The sequence below is a fragment of the Microbispora sp. ZYX-F-249 genome, assembly GCF_039649665.1.
Lineage (GTDB): Bacteria > Actinomycetota > Actinomycetes > Streptosporangiales > Streptosporangiaceae > Microbispora > Microbispora maris.
In genome coordinates, this window is record NZ_JBDJAW010000025.1 from 105,657 (window position 1) to 121,434 (window position 15,778).

At 72.3% G+C, this 15,778-nt stretch carries 17 protein-coding genes; 7 read left to right on the forward strand and 10 right to left on the reverse strand.

The window, feature by feature from the left end; genetic code table 11:
* Positions 1-3 precede the first annotated feature (3 nt).
* From AAH991_RS26740 to AAH991_RS26755, 4 genes are all read right to left on the reverse strand, one after another.
* Positions 4-699, reverse strand: coding sequence for a response regulator (locus AAH991_RS26740; protein WP_346228662.1), 696 nt, complete (start codon positions 697-699; stop codon positions 4-6).
* Positions 696-2,207 carry a serine hydrolase domain-containing protein gene (locus tag AAH991_RS26745; protein ID WP_346228683.1) on the reverse strand — a complete coding sequence of 504 codons (1,512 nt, stop codon included), beginning with the start codon at positions 2,205-2,207 and terminating at the stop codon, positions 696-698. Before AAH991_RS26745 ends, AAH991_RS26740 begins: the two co-directional genes overlap by 4 nt.
* Before the next feature lie 137 nt (positions 2,208-2,344).
* Positions 2,345-2,827, reverse strand: a complete 483-nt coding sequence (locus tag AAH991_RS26750) for a DnaJ family domain-containing protein (protein WP_346228663.1) — start codon at positions 2,825-2,827, stop codon at positions 2,345-2,347.
* A gap of 84 nt (positions 2,828-2,911) precedes the next feature.
* Positions 2,912-3,784, reverse strand: a complete 873-nt coding sequence (locus AAH991_RS26755; RefSeq protein WP_346228664.1) for an NAD(P)-dependent oxidoreductase — start codon at positions 3,782-3,784, stop codon at positions 2,912-2,914.
* A 97-nt stretch (positions 3,785-3,881) separates the two neighbouring features.
* Here AAH991_RS26755 and AAH991_RS26760 point away from each other — a divergent pair, with 97 nt between their 5' ends.
* Positions 3,882-4,256 (forward strand): winged helix-turn-helix transcriptional regulator, encoded by a 375-nt coding sequence (locus AAH991_RS26760; RefSeq protein WP_346228665.1) that lies wholly within the window; start codon positions 3,882-3,884, stop codon positions 4,254-4,256.
* 218 nt (positions 4,257-4,474) lie between these two features.
* Here the strand turns inward: AAH991_RS26760 and AAH991_RS26765 are convergent, their stop codons facing one another.
* The 3 genes from AAH991_RS26765 to AAH991_RS26775 form a co-directional block, all read right to left on the reverse strand.
* Positions 4,475-4,921, reverse strand: coding sequence for a hypothetical protein (locus AAH991_RS26765; protein WP_346228666.1), 447 nt, complete (start codon positions 4,919-4,921; stop codon positions 4,475-4,477).
* Between the two features lie 59 nt (positions 4,922-4,980).
* Complete coding sequence (locus AAH991_RS26770) at positions 4,981-5,820, reverse strand: CDP-alcohol phosphatidyltransferase family protein (protein WP_346228667.1); 840 nt, start codon at positions 5,818-5,820, stop codon at positions 4,981-4,983.
* A gap of 401 nt (positions 5,821-6,221) precedes the next feature.
* A complete protein-coding gene (locus AAH991_RS26775) occupies positions 6,222-6,707 on the reverse strand; it encodes an SRPBCC domain-containing protein (RefSeq protein ID WP_346228668.1) in 486 nt (161 codons plus the stop codon).
* Between the two features lie 188 nt (positions 6,708-6,895).
* Between AAH991_RS26775 and AAH991_RS26780 the strand changes: the two genes are divergently transcribed.
* Complete coding sequence (locus AAH991_RS26780; protein WP_346228669.1) at positions 6,896-7,384, forward strand: DUF5946 family protein; 489 nt, start codon at positions 6,896-6,898, stop codon at positions 7,382-7,384.
* 65 nt (positions 7,385-7,449) lie between these two features.
* Here AAH991_RS26780 and AAH991_RS26785 read toward each other — a convergent pair whose 3' ends face one another.
* Complete coding sequence (locus tag AAH991_RS26785) at positions 7,450-8,550, reverse strand: L,D-transpeptidase (protein WP_346228670.1); 1,101 nt, start codon at positions 8,548-8,550, stop codon at positions 7,450-7,452.
* Positions 8,551-8,695: 145 nt separating this feature from the next.
* Here AAH991_RS26785 and AAH991_RS26790 point away from each other — a divergent pair, with 145 nt between their 5' ends.
* Together AAH991_RS26790 and AAH991_RS26795 are read left to right on the forward strand one after the other, a co-directional pair.
* Positions 8,696-9,310, forward strand: coding sequence for a pentapeptide repeat-containing protein (locus AAH991_RS26790; protein WP_346228671.1), 615 nt, complete (start codon positions 8,696-8,698; stop codon positions 9,308-9,310).
* Positions 9,311-9,413: 103 nt separating this feature from the next.
* Positions 9,414-10,073: a cupin domain-containing protein gene (locus AAH991_RS26795; protein WP_346228672.1), complete on the forward strand. Its 660-nt coding sequence runs from the start codon at positions 9,414-9,416 to the stop codon at positions 10,071-10,073.
* Positions 10,074-10,090: 17 nt separating this feature from the next.
* Here AAH991_RS26795 and AAH991_RS26800 read toward each other — a convergent pair whose 3' ends face one another.
* Positions 10,091-10,633 (reverse strand): hypothetical protein, encoded by a 543-nt coding sequence (locus AAH991_RS26800; RefSeq protein WP_346228673.1) that lies wholly within the window; start codon positions 10,631-10,633, stop codon positions 10,091-10,093.
* A gap of 100 nt (positions 10,634-10,733) precedes the next feature.
* On the opposite strand from AAH991_RS26800, the gene AAH991_RS26805 reads away from it, so the two are divergent.
* The 3 genes from AAH991_RS26805 (at position 10,734) to AAH991_RS26815 (ending at position 14,125) form a co-directional block, all read left to right on the forward strand.
* On the forward strand, positions 10,734-12,164 hold the full coding sequence (locus AAH991_RS26805; RefSeq protein WP_346228674.1) for an aldehyde dehydrogenase family protein: 1,431 nt from the start codon (positions 10,734-10,736) through the stop codon (positions 12,162-12,164).
* A gap of 152 nt (positions 12,165-12,316) precedes the next feature.
* The gene (locus AAH991_RS26810; protein WP_346228675.1) at positions 12,317-12,880 is read left to right on the forward strand and encodes a hypothetical protein; all 564 of its coding nucleotides are present in this window, start codon (positions 12,317-12,319) and stop codon (positions 12,878-12,880) included.
* A 105-nt stretch (positions 12,881-12,985) separates the two neighbouring features.
* Positions 12,986-14,125: a carboxylate-amine ligase gene (locus AAH991_RS26815; protein WP_346228676.1), complete on the forward strand. Its 1,140-nt coding sequence runs from the start codon at positions 12,986-12,988 to the stop codon at positions 14,123-14,125.
* Between the two features lie 9 nt (positions 14,126-14,134).
* Here the strand turns inward: AAH991_RS26815 and AAH991_RS26820 are convergent, their stop codons facing one another.
* Complete coding sequence (locus tag AAH991_RS26820; RefSeq protein ID WP_346228677.1) at positions 14,135-15,688, reverse strand: NAD(P)-binding domain-containing protein; 1,554 nt, start codon at positions 15,686-15,688, stop codon at positions 14,135-14,137.
* Positions 15,689-15,778 lie beyond the last annotated feature (90 nt).

Consider the following 15,778-nt stretch of genomic DNA (forward strand, 5'->3'; position numbering starts at 1 on the left):
GCCTCACGTCCTCCGGTCGAGCGGAGCCTCGGGCACGAGGCCCGCCTCGTACGCGAGGATCGCGGCCTGGACGCGGTTGCGGAGGCCGAGGCGGGCGAGGATCTGGCTGACGTATCCCTTGACCGTGCCCTCGACGAGGTGCAGGCGCCGGGCGATCTCGGCGTTGGACAGGGCGGCCCCGACCAGCGCCAGCACCTCCCGCTCGCGCTCGCCGAGCCCGGCCACCAGAGCGCGGGCGGTGGCCTCCGTGCCGAGCGGGCGCGCGCGGAGGCGGGTGATGACCCGCCGCGTGACGGCGGGGGAGAGGTAGGCGCCGCCGGCGGCGACGGCGCGGACTCCCGCGATCAGTTCGCGGGGGTCGCCCGACTTGAGAAGGAAGCCGGACGCGCCGGAGCCGAGCGCGCTCGTCACGTAGTCGTCCTCGTTGAACGTCGTGAGCATCACGACGGCGACCTCGGGGAGGACGCGGCGCAGTTCGGCGGCGGCCGCCAGCCCGTCGAGGCGGGGCATCCGGACGTCGAGCAGGCAGATGGCGGGACGGTGGCGCAGGGCGAGGTCGACGGCCTCGTGCCCGTCGGCCGCCTCGGCGACGACCTCGATGTCGCCGGCCGTCGCCAGGATGCCCGCGATGCCGGCCCGGATCAGCGCCTCGTCGTCCGCCAGCAGGACGCGGATCGTGCCCGGCTCACCGATGCTCATGCCGGGACGCTATCAACGGCCCGCCGCCGGGTCCGTACGGCGTGGACGAGACGGGCGGCCACGACGGCGACGGCGGCCAGCGCCCCGGTGACGGCCCAGACGTACAGCGCGGGCCAGACGTAGGTGAACTGGTCCAGCGTGCCCACCCGGTTGAGCACCACCGTGGCCAGCGCCGGCAGCCCGAGGTAGAACGCGACGGGCAGCGCGTACGGCGCCAGCCGCGCGACCATCCGCCACGCGGGCCGGCCGGGGCGACGGCGGGTCCAGCGGGGGGCGCGTACCACCCCGGCCACGCCGAGGCCCAGGTTGAGCAGCGACAGCGCGCCCAGCCAGGGGTCCACCGACGTCGTGAAGGGCGCGGCGCCCGCGTCGGGCCGCCCCTCGATCAGGTCGACCAGGCCGTCGCTGATGATCAGCGCGTCGTCTCCCGAGATCATCCCCGTGTTGGTGACGACCGCGATGCCGTACCCGCTGCCGGGCAGGACGGTCTGCGCGGAGTTGTGCGTGAGCAGCCAGCCGGTGTGCCGCAGCATCGGCGCCCCTCCCGCGGTCCGCTGGGCCGACCAGCCCATGCCGTACGTGCTGCCGCCCACACCGGACGGGGCCTGGGTGGCCTCGACGAGGTCGCGGGGGATGGCGCGGCCGGCGCCTGTCTGCGTGATGAGCCACTTGGCCAGGTCGTCCGCCGTGCTGACGACGCCGTAGGAGCCGTTGACGAACCACTTCGGGTGCGCGCGTTCGATCACCCGGCCGTACGCCCGGACATACCCGGCGCCCGCGCCGGGCAGGTCCTCGGTGGTGTCCACCGTGCGGGTGGACGCCATGCCGAGCGGCGTGAACACCGTGGCGGCCATGAGATCGGCGAAGGGCATGCCCGACACCACCTCGGCCAGCCGTGCCGCGACCGTGTAGTTGGGGTTGTGGTACATCATCCGGGTGCCCGGCGCCGCCGCCAGCGGAGCCGTCCCGAGCATCGCGACGGCGCCCTCGAGGTCGTCCGGCGCGGGGAGCGTCATGTCGGGGAAGGTCCGGTCGCTCATGCCCGAGGTCTGCTGGAGCAGCTGCCGTACGGTGATCCGCTGAGCCCGGGGGTCGGCCATGGTGAACTCCGGCAGGTACCGGCGGACCGGGGCGTCGAGGTCGATCCTGCCCTCGTCGGCCAGGCGCAGCACCGCGAGGGCCGTGAACGACTTGGACAGCGAGGCGAGCGGCATCGGGGTGTCCTTGGTGATCGCCTCGCCGCCTGCCGTGTGGCCGTGACCGGCGGCGTACACGACCCGGTCGCCCTTGACGACCGTCACCACCGCCCCGGGCAGGTCCGTGCGCCGGATGTAGTCGCGTACGTACCGGTCGACGGACTCCGTGGTCGGGCCGGACCGCCCGGCCGGGCCTGTCGTCCGTGCCGGGGTGTCCGTCGCCGTCGTCGTTCCCGCCGCGGCGGTCGCCGTCGTCCCCGTCATGAGCAGCAGCACACCGGCCAGGCCGGCGGTCGCGGCGATCCTGCGCATCCGCACCGTGTTTCCCCTCCGAGTTTCCGTTCGCAGGTCACGTACGGTATGAGCGGCCGGAGGGGCGGCACAGCGGGCGATCGGGAGGTCCTCACCTGACTTTCGTCAGGTCCGGGACCGGGCGGGTCGGCGGCGGATCAGCGGCGGCCGAACCACCGGAGGAAGGAACGCTTCGGACGCCTCTCGGGAGCGGCCGCGGGGGCGGGCTTCCTCTCGGCGACCGGATGCAGGGCCCGCCACTCGGCGGCGATCTCGTCGGCGTCGATGAGCGGCTGCACGACGGGCGGACCGGACAGGGGCCTGCGGTAGCTGTCGCGGATCTTGACGTTCATCTCCTCGGCGATCCGGCGCGCCTCGGCCTCGGTGCGCGCGCCGAGCGCCTCCGCCCTCGCCTCCTCGGCCTCCTTGCGCAGCGCCAGCGTCCCCGGCAGCGGGAACGACAGGTTCTCCGCCCGCATCTTCTGCTTGATCCACCACATGTCGTCGTGCGGCTTGCCCTGCCCGGGGATGGGCTTGCCGGCGCCCGGCAGATCGTCGAACTCGCCACGTTCGGTGGCCTCGCGGATCTGCCGGTCGATCCACGACTCGAAGCTCACTCCGAGGGGCTTGCGTTCGGTCACGGCCTCACCTCGCAAACGACGCGGTCGGCATCCTCCTGCGAGGATAACTTTCCGGCCTGAGCCGCCAGGGTCCCAGGGGACGGCTCAGGGGACGCGCAACAGGTCGATCACCCCCGTGGTGCCCTCGCCGGCATGGCCGTCCGCGAGCCGCCGCTCCATCAGGGTCATGAACGGCGTGAGCAGTTCGGGGCTGACCTTCTGCTCCTCGGCCGTCCGCAGCAGGGTCGCGTTGCCCCGGACCATCATCGCCAGGTTGGACGTGACGTTCTTCGTGTAGTCGCCGCTGTCCAGGTGGTCGGCGACGCCGTACGCGTACGGGGCCATCGCCTTCAGCCAGCCCACGACGAGGTCGGCGAAGCCCTTCGGGGGAATCTCCTCGCGGACGAGCGCGAAGGCGTGCGCCACCCCCGCGAACATGCCCGTCATCGCGCTCAGCAGCGCCACGTCGTGGAGAGCGGCGAGCCCGGGGTCCTCGCCGGTGTAGACGGTGGCGGCGGGCACGGCCAGCGTGCCCGCGTGGGCCTCGAACACCGCCCGGGAGCCGCTGTAGAAGACGTAGGCGCCGGAGCCCGGCACGCCGACCATGGGCGGAACCGCCATGACACCGCCGTCCAGGAAGCGCGCGCCGCGCTCCTCGGCCCACCGCGCGCGGGACCGGGCCTCCTCCGGGGTGCCGGTGGTCAGGTCGACCAGATCCTTGCCGGACAGGTCGGCGTCGGCGAGGGCCTCGCCGACCGAGGCGTGGTCGAGCAGGCAGACGACCACGAGATCGCTCGCCGCCACGGCCTCGGCGGCGGTAGCGGCGGCACGGGCGCCCTCCAGGGCCTCGGCCCTTTCCGGCGTGCGGTTCCAGACGGTCAGAGGATGCCCGGCGGCGAGCCAGGCGCGGGCGAGCGCGCCGCCCATCGCGCCCAGCCCGAGGAGGGACAGCGGAGACTTCTCAGCGTTGTGGGTCATGCCGATTAGGCTGGTCACGAGCCCCGAGCCGATCAAGTACGCACTTTCGAGTGGGTGCTTACCCCGGGGTGAGCGAGCAGCCAGGAGGGGGTGGGGCATGCGGACCGCACGGCGTCCCGGCGCGTCCGGATGCGGGATCGACGCCGCGATGGAGGTGATCGGCGGGAAGTGGAAGAGCTCGATCCTCTGGGCGCTGAACGAGCGCGCGTGCCGTTTCGGCGAGCTGCGCAGGATGCTCCCCGGCGTGACCGAGAAGGTGCTCGCCTCGCACCTGCGGGAGATGGAGACCGACGGCATCGTGCACCGCGAGGTGTACGACGAGGTGCCGCCGCGCGTCGAATACTCCCTGACCCCGCTCGGCGTCACGCTGAACGAGGCACTGGCGCCGCTCGGCGAGTGGGGACGGGAGCACCTGCTCGGCGGACGGGCCGATCACCACGTCGACGCCACCGGAGACCGGGTCTCCGGATGAGCCCCACCGCCCCGAGGTGAGGTGTCACGGCCGGACCGCCCGGGTGGGAACGCCGCCCCGCGATCCCTGACGCGCGCATGCGCGGGCACGGTCGGTGCTCGCGGCGCGAGGGCCGGTCGTGGGGGTGCACCCCGCGGTGCGGAGCGCGTTCCTGGGATCGTCCCGTGCTGTCGGAGCGCGCCTCCTGAGGCGGCATGCGCCGATGAGCGGCCCGGGGTTCAGGGGGTGGTCTCGTGGCCGGGCTGTCCGGGTGTGCGCCGCTGCTGCTTCAGCTCGGCCTCGTAGAGGTGCCGGACTCCCCCGGCCAGCTCGTTGCGCGCCTGGCGTTCCAGCTCCTGGAAGGTCGCGTAGTAGCCGTCGTCGTACTCCTCGACGATCTGGAAGGTCCAGCGGCCCTGGATGACGTTGCGGCCGATCAGCTCGCGCTCGATCCGGTCGGCCCACTTGTCGTGGCCGGCCTGCCGCAGCAGCCGTACGGCGTTGTCCAGCTCGAAGTCCGCCGTCCCGGTGAGCTGGTGGAAGGCGTACAGATGGCCTCTGACCCGGTGGATGGTCTCCAGCGCCTTGCTGAGCCTGCCCAGCGCGTCGACGGTCACGTCGTCCAGCCCTTCGGGGCGGCGGTGATCGGGGTCGGGCAGGGCGGCGGGTTCCTCACGTTCGGTCATGTCCCCACCGCTACCCCACCCGAGGGCACCTCTACCGGCGCGGACACCGCCGGGGACGATCATCCGGCGGGGCTGCCCGAGACGGACGGTTCGGCGGACGAGCGGATCGTGGCCAGCGCGCGGTTGAGGTCCCGCGACGACAGCACGAGCTTGTACATGATGGCGGCCTCGAAGAACAGCAGCAGGGTGGCCGCGCCGATCGTGACCGGGATGACCGCGCCGGTCAGCGGGCCGATGATGAACACGGCCATCTGGAACTCGATGCCGCTGACCAGGTGCGTGCGGATCCGGTGCGCACGCAGCCACTCGCGCAGGCCGGGATACCAGGAGAAGCGGTCGCGGAACTCCTTCTGCAGGTCCACGGCGTCCGTCAGGCGGATCCTGATCTCGTCGGGGTCGGCGTCGAGGTCGTCGTGCGACAGGGACGCCGGCAGCGTGACCGGACCGCCGCCCGCCGACTCCTCGTAGGCCTGTCGCAGCGCCCGGCGCATCTGGCGGCGGACCTTGGCGATCTGCAGGGCGTCGACGTAACGCAGCATGTCGAGGAACACCACGGCGATGCCGAGGGCCAGGAAGACGTCCTGCCCCGTCGCGGCGTACTGCCCCCACATCAGAGCGGCCGTGCAGGCCAGCACGCGGATGCGGTCGAAGACGTAGTCGAGCCAGCCGCCGAGGACCGTCCCCGTGCCCTTGAGCCGCGCGATCTTCCCGTCCATGCAGTCGAGGACGAAGCTCACGTGGTAGAGGACGGCGCCGGCGACCAGCCACGGCCACTCGGCCCGCAGGAAGCACCAGGCCGAGCCCAGACCGAGCACGAAGGCGCCCCAGGTGATCTGGTTCGGGGTGACGGACGTGCGGTTGGCGGTCGTCACCACCAGCCTGCCCGCCAGTGGATCCACCAGGAAAACGGTCCACCAGGCGTCGCGTGCCTTATATGTCCGAGAGCGTACGTCATGCAGTGTGAACGTCATTTGGGGGGCTTTCTCATCTGTGGAAGATTTGCGGGAAAACGTCAGAAGTCGTCATCCAGATCTTCCGTTTCGTCCGAATCGTCATCCTGGTCGAGCGCGTGTGAGTCGTCGCCCAGATGCAGATCATCGGCGTCGAGCAGCGTCGCCATGTGCTGGAGAAGCATCTTAAGCATTTGTATGCCCTTTGCCCGGCGTTTGTTGTACCACTGCTCATCAAAGCACCGCCCGGCGACCCTCGTCGACTTTTTCCACAGGCCGTCGGCGTATGTGGAAGTGACGAGAAAAAGCAAATTCCGGCTTTTTCGGTATATCTACGTTCGCCGTACGGCTCAGGCGACGGCGCGGGCGAGATCCGAGAGCCACCGCTCGTGGTTCGCCCTGAGCATGGGCTCCCGGTAGAAGAGCGGAAGCAGCGGGCCGGCGAGCGACTCTTCCACGGTGATCCTGGTGCCCCCGCCCTGCAGCGGTTCCAGGACGTGCCGGTCCACCGCCCTGTAGCGGCCGAGGAAGGTGCCCGTCCAGGTGAGTTCCCGTGCCGGTTCGACCACGGCGAACCGCGACCGCAGGGGCACGCCGTTCAGCCTCCACCGGAAGGACGCCCCGGGACGCACCTCGCCGAGTTCGGTGATCCGGATGTGGGAGGCCCACGACGGCCATGCCCGCAGGTCGGCCATGACCTCCCAGACGCGGTCCGCGGTGGCATCCACGACCAGGTGGGAGGAGGAGATCAGTTGGGCGCGGGGGTCGAGGCGTCCCCGTGCGGCGTACTCGTCGTGCAGGACGGCAAGGGACGGGCCCGAATAGAGCAGCGACACGGACGTCTCCAATCGAGATATATGCTCTTTATCGAGAGCGATGCTCTCTATTGCGTGCGAGCCTGTCAAGAGCAGTGCTCTCTGAACCGTGACGGAGGGACCGAGCGGGCGTCAGAGGTGTCACCGGCCGGCTCCGGAGGAGGAAATGGCGTCGACGTGGCCGTCGCCGGCCGCTTAGGGTGCGGGCCATGACGGACAGCCCCGGTACGGGCCAGTGCGACTGCGGCGCCGCCGCCGGTCCGCTGGGCGAGTGCGCGGACTACTACTACGCGATCCTGGCCGAGGAACAGGCCGATCCCCGGATGTACCAGTGGCACGCGGTCGTGGTCTGCGCGTATCTCCTGCAGCACCCTTCCCGGGCCCACGAGAAGTACCTCGACGTGCAGTTCCGCATGCTGCGGCTCTATCTGGACCAGGGCCTCGACGCGCTGCTGCGCGTGACGGCGCATCAGGTGGCGCGCAACAAGCACGGGGTGCGGTCGGGCTACGACATGGCGCCTTTCGCGGCGTACGGCCCGATCCCCCAGGGCGGCTCCCCCGGGTCCTTCCGCGCAGGCTTCTCCGGGATGCCGTTCAGGGACGGCAGCTTCGTGTCCGACGGGCACGCGGCGTACGGCGAACGCATACACGCCATCGCCGAAGCGACCGTGGAGTCATGGACGAGCGGCACGGCCTGAAAACACGCGGCGCTCCCACCCGGGGTCGCACGGACCGGGGGTGGAAGCGCCGTGGAGAACGGAGCCTATCCCTGCAGGGCGTCCTGGCCGGCGGACGGGGAGGCCGAGGGCGAGGGCGAAGCGGAGGCCGACGCCGAGCCCGCGGGCAGCGCGCTGCCGCGCTTCCACTGGTTCCAGCTCAGCTGCCAGTAGCTCCAGCCGTTACGCCAGTCGAGCTTGCGCTTGGTGCCGGTGACCTCGATGACGTCACCGCGCTGGCTGATGCCGTAGAACCACTTGGCCCCCGCGGGGGTGGCGCGCACGCAACCGTGGCTCTGGTTCGACTTGCCCAGGAACTGGTAGTCGCCCGCGCTCTGGTGGACGTACTCGCCGCTGTCGGAGATCCGGACCGCCCAGGGGATCTCCAGCTTGTAGTAGAGCGGGTCCTTGGGGTCGGTGACGCCGAGCCAGGACGAGGTCATCGTCTCGACCCGCTTCTTGCCCATCGCGAGGTGCACGCCGGTGGTCGTGAGGTAGACGTCGACGCCGTTGCGCGGCAGGCCGCCGCGGCCCGCGCTGATCGGGATGGTCTTGGCCAGCTTCCCGTCGCGGCGCACCTTCATCACGTGCCGCTTGGTGTCGACCACCGAGATGTTGGCGGTGCCGACGGCGAAGCGGCGCGAGACGTCCTTGGCGGCCTCGTTGCCGGGGATCTGGCTCAGCCGGGCGGTGAACAGGACCTTCTGGTGCGGCTTCCAGTAGGTCTTGGTGCGGTAGACGACCTTGCGGTCGGAGACCCAGCGCCACGCGCCCTCGGTGGGCTTGTCGGCCTGGACCTGCAGCACCGCTTCGGCGGCCGCCCGGTTACGGACCGTACGGTCGAAGGTGACGATGATCGGGAAACCGACGCCGACCCGCTCGACCTTCTCCCCCATGGGGGTGATGTCGGCGATGCCGAGCTTCGGCTTTCCCGCCTTGCGCGCCGTCCTGGACGCGGCGCGCGGGGCGCTCGCCGCCGTCGCTTTGGCCGCGTCCCGGGCCTGAGCGGCCGGAGCCTGAGTGGCGATACCGGCCGCACCAGTGACTGATGCGGCGGGAGTGGGTGTGCCTCCCGCCGAGCAGGCCGTAGCGACGGCGATGGCGGCGACGGAGAGTGTGACGTGGGCCGCCCGCCGGAGGGTGTTCACGGTCTACTCCTCATAGGGTGTTTCACAGCGGTTTGCACTGACTTGGAACGTGTGAAACCGCTGTTTTGTGCGACCCATTCCGTAACGATCATGTAACGCCGGGAGGGGCGATACTGTCGGCGCATGCGTTCCCATCGAGGCAGCCGTGGCTGACCGTCCGTACGGGAGGCCCGCCGCGCCGACCGACAGCACGATCGAGTCCGAGGACTGGGACGGCCGTGACCTGTCGGGGGAGAGCCACCGCAACGTCGCCTTCGTCCGGGTGGACATGACCGAGGCGTCGGGCCGGGGCGCGGAGTTCTTCGAGTGCACCTTCCGCGACGTCCGGTTCAACGTCTCGGAGCACGCCGACTCCGCGTTCGTGAACTGCACGTTCGTCAGGTGCTCGTTCTTCGACGCCGCCTTCACCGGGTGCAAGCTCGTCGGCAGCATGTTCGACGACTGTTCCTACGACCTGCTCAAGGTGGAGGGCGGCGACTGGTCGTTCACCGGCCTGCCGGGGGCCGACCTGCGCCGCGTCTCGTTCGTGGACGTGCGCATGCGGGAGGCCGACCTGACCGGCGCGAGGTGTGCGGGAGCGACGATCCGCGGGACCGACCTGTCCGGCGCCTGGCTGCACCGGGCCGACTTCTCCCGCTGCGACCTGCGCGGCAGCGACCTGTCCTCGCTCGACCCGCGTACGGCCGAGGTCGCGGGCGCGGTCATCGACGTGCCGCAGGCCGTCACGATCGCCACCGCGCTCGGCCTCGACGTCCGATAGCCGCCGTACGCCGGCTGCAGGCGCGTGCGCCGGGGAGCGCCGCGCCGGCCCGCGGCGGCGGGTCGCGGCTACGCCGTGCGTGCCGGGGTGCCGGGGGAGCGCCGTGCGTCGACGCGTGTCGGCGGGCCGCCGTACGATCGGCCGCGTGCTGCTGATGACGCTGGACGCCTATCCCGGCGGCCCCGGGATCCCCGCGGCGGACGACCAGGAGGCGCTGCGGATCGCCGCCGCGACCTTTTCCGGCGCGGATCCCGTCGTGGCGGTGGACGAGGACGACCCCGGCGCGCCCCTCCGGTTCCTGCGCCGGGACGTCACGGGAGCGTTCGTGGCGGTCCAGGCGCGTCCCCCGGTCGCCGAGGCGCTCGGGCTGCTGCCGCACCCCGAGGGCGGGTGGTACCGCGAGACGTGGCGGGCGGCGGCCACCGTCGAACCTCCCGGGTACGGCGGCGCGCGGGCGACCGCGACGGGCATCTACTTCCTGCTGGAGCCGGGTGAGGAGTCCGCCTGGCACGCCGTGCGGTCGGACGAGGTGTGGCTGTGGCACCGGGGCGGGCCGCTGACGCTCGTCCTCGGTGGCGCGGGCGAGCGGCCCGGGGACGAGCGGGTCGTCGTCCTGGGCCCGGACGTGGAGAACGGGCAGGTTCCGCAGGCGGTGGTGCCCGCCGGCACCTGGCAGGCCGCCCGTCCGGCGGGGACCGAGGGCGTGCTGGTGAGCTGTGTCGTGTCCCCCGGCTTCGACTTCGCCGACTTCACCGCGCTGTAGGCCGGCCGTCCCGTCGCTCAGAAGGGGACGCCGGGGAGACCGACGCGGTCGGGGACCTGGCGGGGCAGCCCGCGCAGCCAGCCATCGAGGTCCGAGGGCCACCAGCGGCCCGCGGACAGCGTGCGCAGCGTCTCCTTGACCGCGCCGGCCGAGGCGGGGCTCGGCACCACCCGGGCCGGGGCGGCCCCGGCGAGCACGCCGAGCCACCAGTGCCGCCGCGTCGGCGTCAGGCCGTCGGGGTCGAGGACGACGTAGTAATCGGGAAGCACCAGCCGTTCGGCGCGCAGCGCGCCGAGCGTCGTCTCGATGGCGACCTCCAGGCCGCCCACGGGGGTCGTGCCGTCGAAGAAGCCGGTCCACGCGTCGCCGACCTCGGCCAGCGGATCGGCGTCGTGGAGCACGTACGTGGCGGTCGCACGGGTCACCACGTCGGTCATCTCGGCGGGCGTCCGCTGCCCCCGGGGGATCGCCCGCACGTTGTGCAGGCCGTCGAGCGCCGTCGTCACCTCGGCCGCCCGGTCTCCCGCCACCACGACCACTGTGCTGCTCGGCCGTCGCATACGGAGAGTCTAGGAAGCCGGGTGATAACCGTACGTGCCGGGGGGTAGACGAGGCACGGGTAGAGCGGGCACGGGTAGTGGGCAACGGGAGGGGACCGGGGTGCGGGACAGGGATCGCTGGGTGCTGACCGACGGGGAGTGGACGGCGAGCGCGAGCGAGCGGGACCGCACGGTCGCCGATCCGGCGACCGGGGAGCCGGTCGGCGACTTCCCCGCGGGGTGCGTCGAGGACGTGGAACGGGCGGTCGACTCGGCCCGCCGCGCCCAGCCCGCCTGGGCCCGTACGGCTCCCGCCGAGCGGGCGGCCCGCCTGCACCGCATGGCCGACCGGATCGAGGCCCACGCGGACGAGCTGGCCGAGCTGGTGACCAGGGAGATGGGCAAGCCGATCGGCGACAGCCGCGGCGGCGTGGCGGCGGGGATCGGCACCCTGAGGCAGTACGCCGAGCTGGGACCGCTGCACCGGGGACGGAGCCTGCAGGGCGGCTGGAACGCCACCGACCTGATGGTGCACGAGCCGCGCGGGGTCGTCGCGGTGATCACGCCGTGGAACGACCCGGTGGCCATCGCCTGCGGGCTCGTCGGGGCGGCCGTGGTGACCGGCAACACGGTCGTGCACAAGCCGTCGGAGCGTACGCCGCACACCGGGGCGCTGCTCGCGGAGCTGATGGCCGCGGAGCTGCCGCCGGGCGTGCTGACCATGGTGCCCGGGGATCGGCACCCCGGCGAGGCGCTGGCCGCGCATCCGGGGGTCGACCTCGTCGCGCACGTCGGCTCCACCGCCGCGGGCCGGGCCATCGCCGCCGTGGCCGCGCGCACCGGCGCCGGGACCCTGCTGGAGAACGGCGGCAAGGACCCCCTGATCGTGGACGCCGGGGTGGACGTGAAGTGGGCGGCCGGCCAGGCCGCGACCGGCTGCTTCGCCAACGCCGGGCAGATCTGCACCTCGGCCGAGCGCGTCTACGTCCACCGTGACATCGCCGAGCAGTTCCTCGCCGCGCTCGTGCAGCGGGCCGAGGAACTGCGCATGGGGCCCGGCATGGACGAGGAGACCACGCTCGGGCCGCTCGTCGACCGGGCCCAGCGCGACGTCGTGGACCGGCACGTACGCGGCGCGATCGAGGCGGGGGCGCGGCTGCTGACCGGGGGATACGTGCCCGAGGGGCCGGGGGCCTTCTACCCGCCGACCGTGCTGGCCGACTGCACGGAGAACATGGACGTCATGCGCGAGGAGACGTTCGGGCCCGTCGCGGCGGTGCGGGTGACCGAGTCGTTCGACGAGGCGCTGGAACTGGCCCGCGAGTCGCGGTACGGCCTGGCGGCCACCGTGCTCACCCCGTCGATGGCCAACGCCCAGCGCGCCTGGCGCGAGCTGCCGGTGGGCACGGTGAAGATCAACGCCGTCTTCGGCGGGGCGCCCGGTGGCGCGGCGCAGCCGCTGGGCTCCAGCGGGCACGGCTTCGGGTACGGCCCCGAGCTGCTCGACGAGATGACGCACACCAAGGTCGTGCACCTGAGCCCGCTGCCGTGACCCGCCGGGCCGGGCCTCGTCGCCCGGGCCCGCGCACGACGATGAATGGACGAGTTCCAGCTTTGACCCGACATTGGGCGCCGCCCGCGTGATCGGCGCCGGTCGGCTGCCTAGCGTCTTCCTCGTACGATCCGTGACCTCGGGGGAGACTCATGATCACCTGTATGGCCGCCGCGGCCCTCGCCGCGGCCCTGATCGCCGGACCGGCCGCGTTCGCCGACCCCGCGCCGCCCGCCGGCCCGTCCGGAGGTGGTGCGACGCCGCCCGACACGGTGGTCCACGAGCCCGGCTACGGCCCCACGGGGCCGGGCGACGGCCCGGATGACGGGCCCGGCGACGGGCCGAGGTACGCACCCGTGGCGATGCCGGTCGCCGCCGGTTCCGCGGCCATGCCGAACGCCGCCGGTTCCGCGGCCATGCCGAACGCCGCCGGTTCCGCGGCCATGCCGAACGCCGCCGGTCCCGCACCCCTGATGCGCCCGCCGAGCGAGCCGAAGCAGGCCGTCTACCACCTGAAGGGCAAGGACGGCGTGCGGCACGACGTTGTGGTCGTCCCGATCTCGGACGACCCCTCCAAGCCGATCACGCTGCCCGACTTCGGGTTCCAGAAGTTCAAGGTGACGGACAAGCCGTACAACCACAGGGCGAAGCAGCACCGGGGGAAGAAGCACCGCCACGGCGGCAAGGCGCACCACCGGCGCCACCGTCACCGTTGACGGGCGCCTCATCGGGAAAGGCCGCTTGCCCCACGGAGCGGAATCCGCTCGGTACGGTTTCCTCATGATCGCACTACTCGGCAGCCGAGTCTCCGGAGAGCGCGGATGACGGCGGTGACGACCGTGACGACCGGGCCGGCGCCGTTCGACCCGGCCCGCCCGCTGATGGGCGTGGAAGAGGAGTACGTCGTCGTCGATCCCGCCACCCGGGCGGCGGCGCCGCGGGCGAGAGAGGTGGTCGGACGGGCCGCGGGGGCGCTGGGTGAGCGGACGAACACCGAGATCACCCTGTTCCAGGTGGAGGCCAAGACCGACCCGCACGCCGGGGTGGCCGGGCTGGAGGAGGACCTGCGCCGGATGCGTGAGGCGGTGGCGGCGGCCGCCCACGAGGAGGGGCTGGCCGTCGTGGCGTCGGGCACGCCGGTGCTGGGCGACGTCGTCCCGCCGCCGATCATCGACGGTCCTCGTTACCGGGTGGGCATCGAGAACTACCGCGCGCTGCACGACGAGCAGAGCATCTGCGCCGGTCACGTCCACGTCCACCTGCCGGACCGGGAACGCGCCGTGCTGGTGGGCAATCACCTGCGGCCGTGGCTGCCGGTGCTGATCGCCCTCATGGCCAACTCCCCGTTCTGGGCGGGGCGGGACACCGGGTATGCCAGCTGGCGCACGCTGTGCTGGACCAAGTGGCCGGTGGCGGGCCCTCCGCCGTACTTCGCCTCACTCGAGGAGTACGAGCGGCTGACCGGCGCGCTGGCCGAGGCGGGGGTGCTGGTGGACCCAGGGACGATCTTCTGGGACGTCCGCCCCTCGGCCAGGCTGCCGACGATCGAGGTCAGGGTGACCGACGTGCCCGCCACCGCGGCCGAGGCCGCGCTGCTCGCGATGGTCGTACGGGGACTGGTGGTGACCGCGCTGGAACGGGTGGAGCGCGGCGACCCCGGGCCCGAGCCGTCGGCCGAGCTGCTGCGCGCCGCCTACTGGCAGTCGGCCAGGGACGGCCTCGACGGCCACGGCATCGACCCGCTCACCGGTGTGCGCCGGCCCGCCCGCGACCTCGCCGACGCGCTGCTGCGGCACGTCACCCCGGCCCTGGAGGAGACCGGCGACCTCGCCGAGGTGACCGCCCGGCTGAAGGTCCTGTACGCGGCCGGCACCGGGGCGGCCCGGCAGTGGGCCGCCCACGCCCGGCGGGGCCGCGCCGAGGACGTGGTGGACCACCTCGTCGCGCAGCTGCTGGACTGACGGAGGCGCCTAAGCGCCGGGAAGCAGCGATGCCAGGAACGCGCGCAGCGGCTCCACGTGGCGGACGGGATCGCGCCACTGGGCCAGGAGGTCCTCCAGCAGGTGGCGCTCGGCGACCTGCTCGCGTCCCCGCCATGCCCGTACGACCGGGTGCAGGAAGGCGCTCTCGTGCGCCCGCTCGGGCACCGGGTGCCGCTTGATGGCGAACACGTCGGCGTGGGCGTCCCTGGGACCCCAGCGCAGGGTGACGGTGAAGGCGAGCGGAGCGTCCCCGAATCGGTCGACGGCGTAGTCCTCGGGCAGGTCCGCGTAGTGCGTGACCCGGCCGTCCGCCACGACGTAGACGTCGCACAGGTACTCGAACTGGGTCCACAGCGCCGAGCTGTAGTTGACCCGCTCCAGCATCGCCGAGGTGAGCTGGTCGGCGTCCACCGGCAGCGTCCGGTGCTCCAGCTCCGCGCCCTCGTACCGCTCGGCCAGCAGGGCCGCGAGCGTGCGCAGGTTGTAGCGGAACCCGTCGACGAACGCCGACGAGGCACGTTTGAAGTCGCGCGCCTGCATGAGCGTGCCGGCGAAGTAGAGCCCGTCGACGTTCGCCGACTGGAAGTCGGGCCGGACGGCCGGCATCCGGCCGCTCGGCACGAGGTCGGGCAGACAGGACGGCCCGAAGATCGACCGGTCCATGGTGAAGCCGGTGCAGCGCAGGACGGTGTCGTATTCGAGCACCGTGCTCTCGTCCTCGGCCAGCGTGTAGGTGATGGCCGCCTTGATCCGCTCGCCCTCGCGCCACAGCCGGTCGACCCGGCACTCCAGCACGCCGTGCAGGGTCTTGAACCAGTAGCTGTCCAGCAGCGCGCCGTACTGGCCGCGCACGTGGCCCGGGTGCTTGCTCGTCCAGGCGAGCCGTACGGGGCTGGGACTGGCGAGGTGGATGACGGCGGCGTGACCGAGCATGGCCTGGGCGGTCTCGAAGGCCGCGTTGCCCTTGCCGATGATCAGCACGCGCTGGTCGGTGAACTCCTCCCCCTGGATCGGCATGTCCTCGTACCCCTGGGCGAGCTCGATGCCCGGGATGTCCGGCACGTACGGGCCGCCCCAACCGGCCGCCACGATGACGCACTCGGCGTGGAGCACCTCGTCGGCCGTGTGCACGGCGAACAGCCCGTCCGCCTTCTCGATCCGTTCCACGGGGGTGGAGAAGCGCACGTTGAGGCCGTGCTCGCGCTGGAAGTCGGTGAGATAGCGCACGAGGTCGTCGGCGTGCGGGAAGTACTCCTGCGAGTAGCGGGGGAACTGCAGGTCCGGCGAGTCGTTGAGCAGGGAGTTCCAGTCCCAGCGCAGCGCGATCTCGGGGTCCTTCTCGCTGATGTGCACCTTGTTGAGCGAGATCAGCCGGCGGTGGCGGGGGTAGCGCCGGAAGAAGGCCGCCGGCGCCGCCTCGCGCTCAAGCACGATGTAGTCGGCGCCCGCGCGGTGCAGGAAATAGGCGAGTTGCAGGCCCCCGGGACCCGCGCCGACGATCAGGTAGCGGTGCGCCCGTCCGTCCGGGCCCGTGTCCGCCATCAGTTCCGGGACTCCGCGGCGCCGTCGGTGTAGCCGGCCGCGACGATCTTCTCCGCCATCGCCGTGTACGCCGCCGGGTCCTCGGGAGCG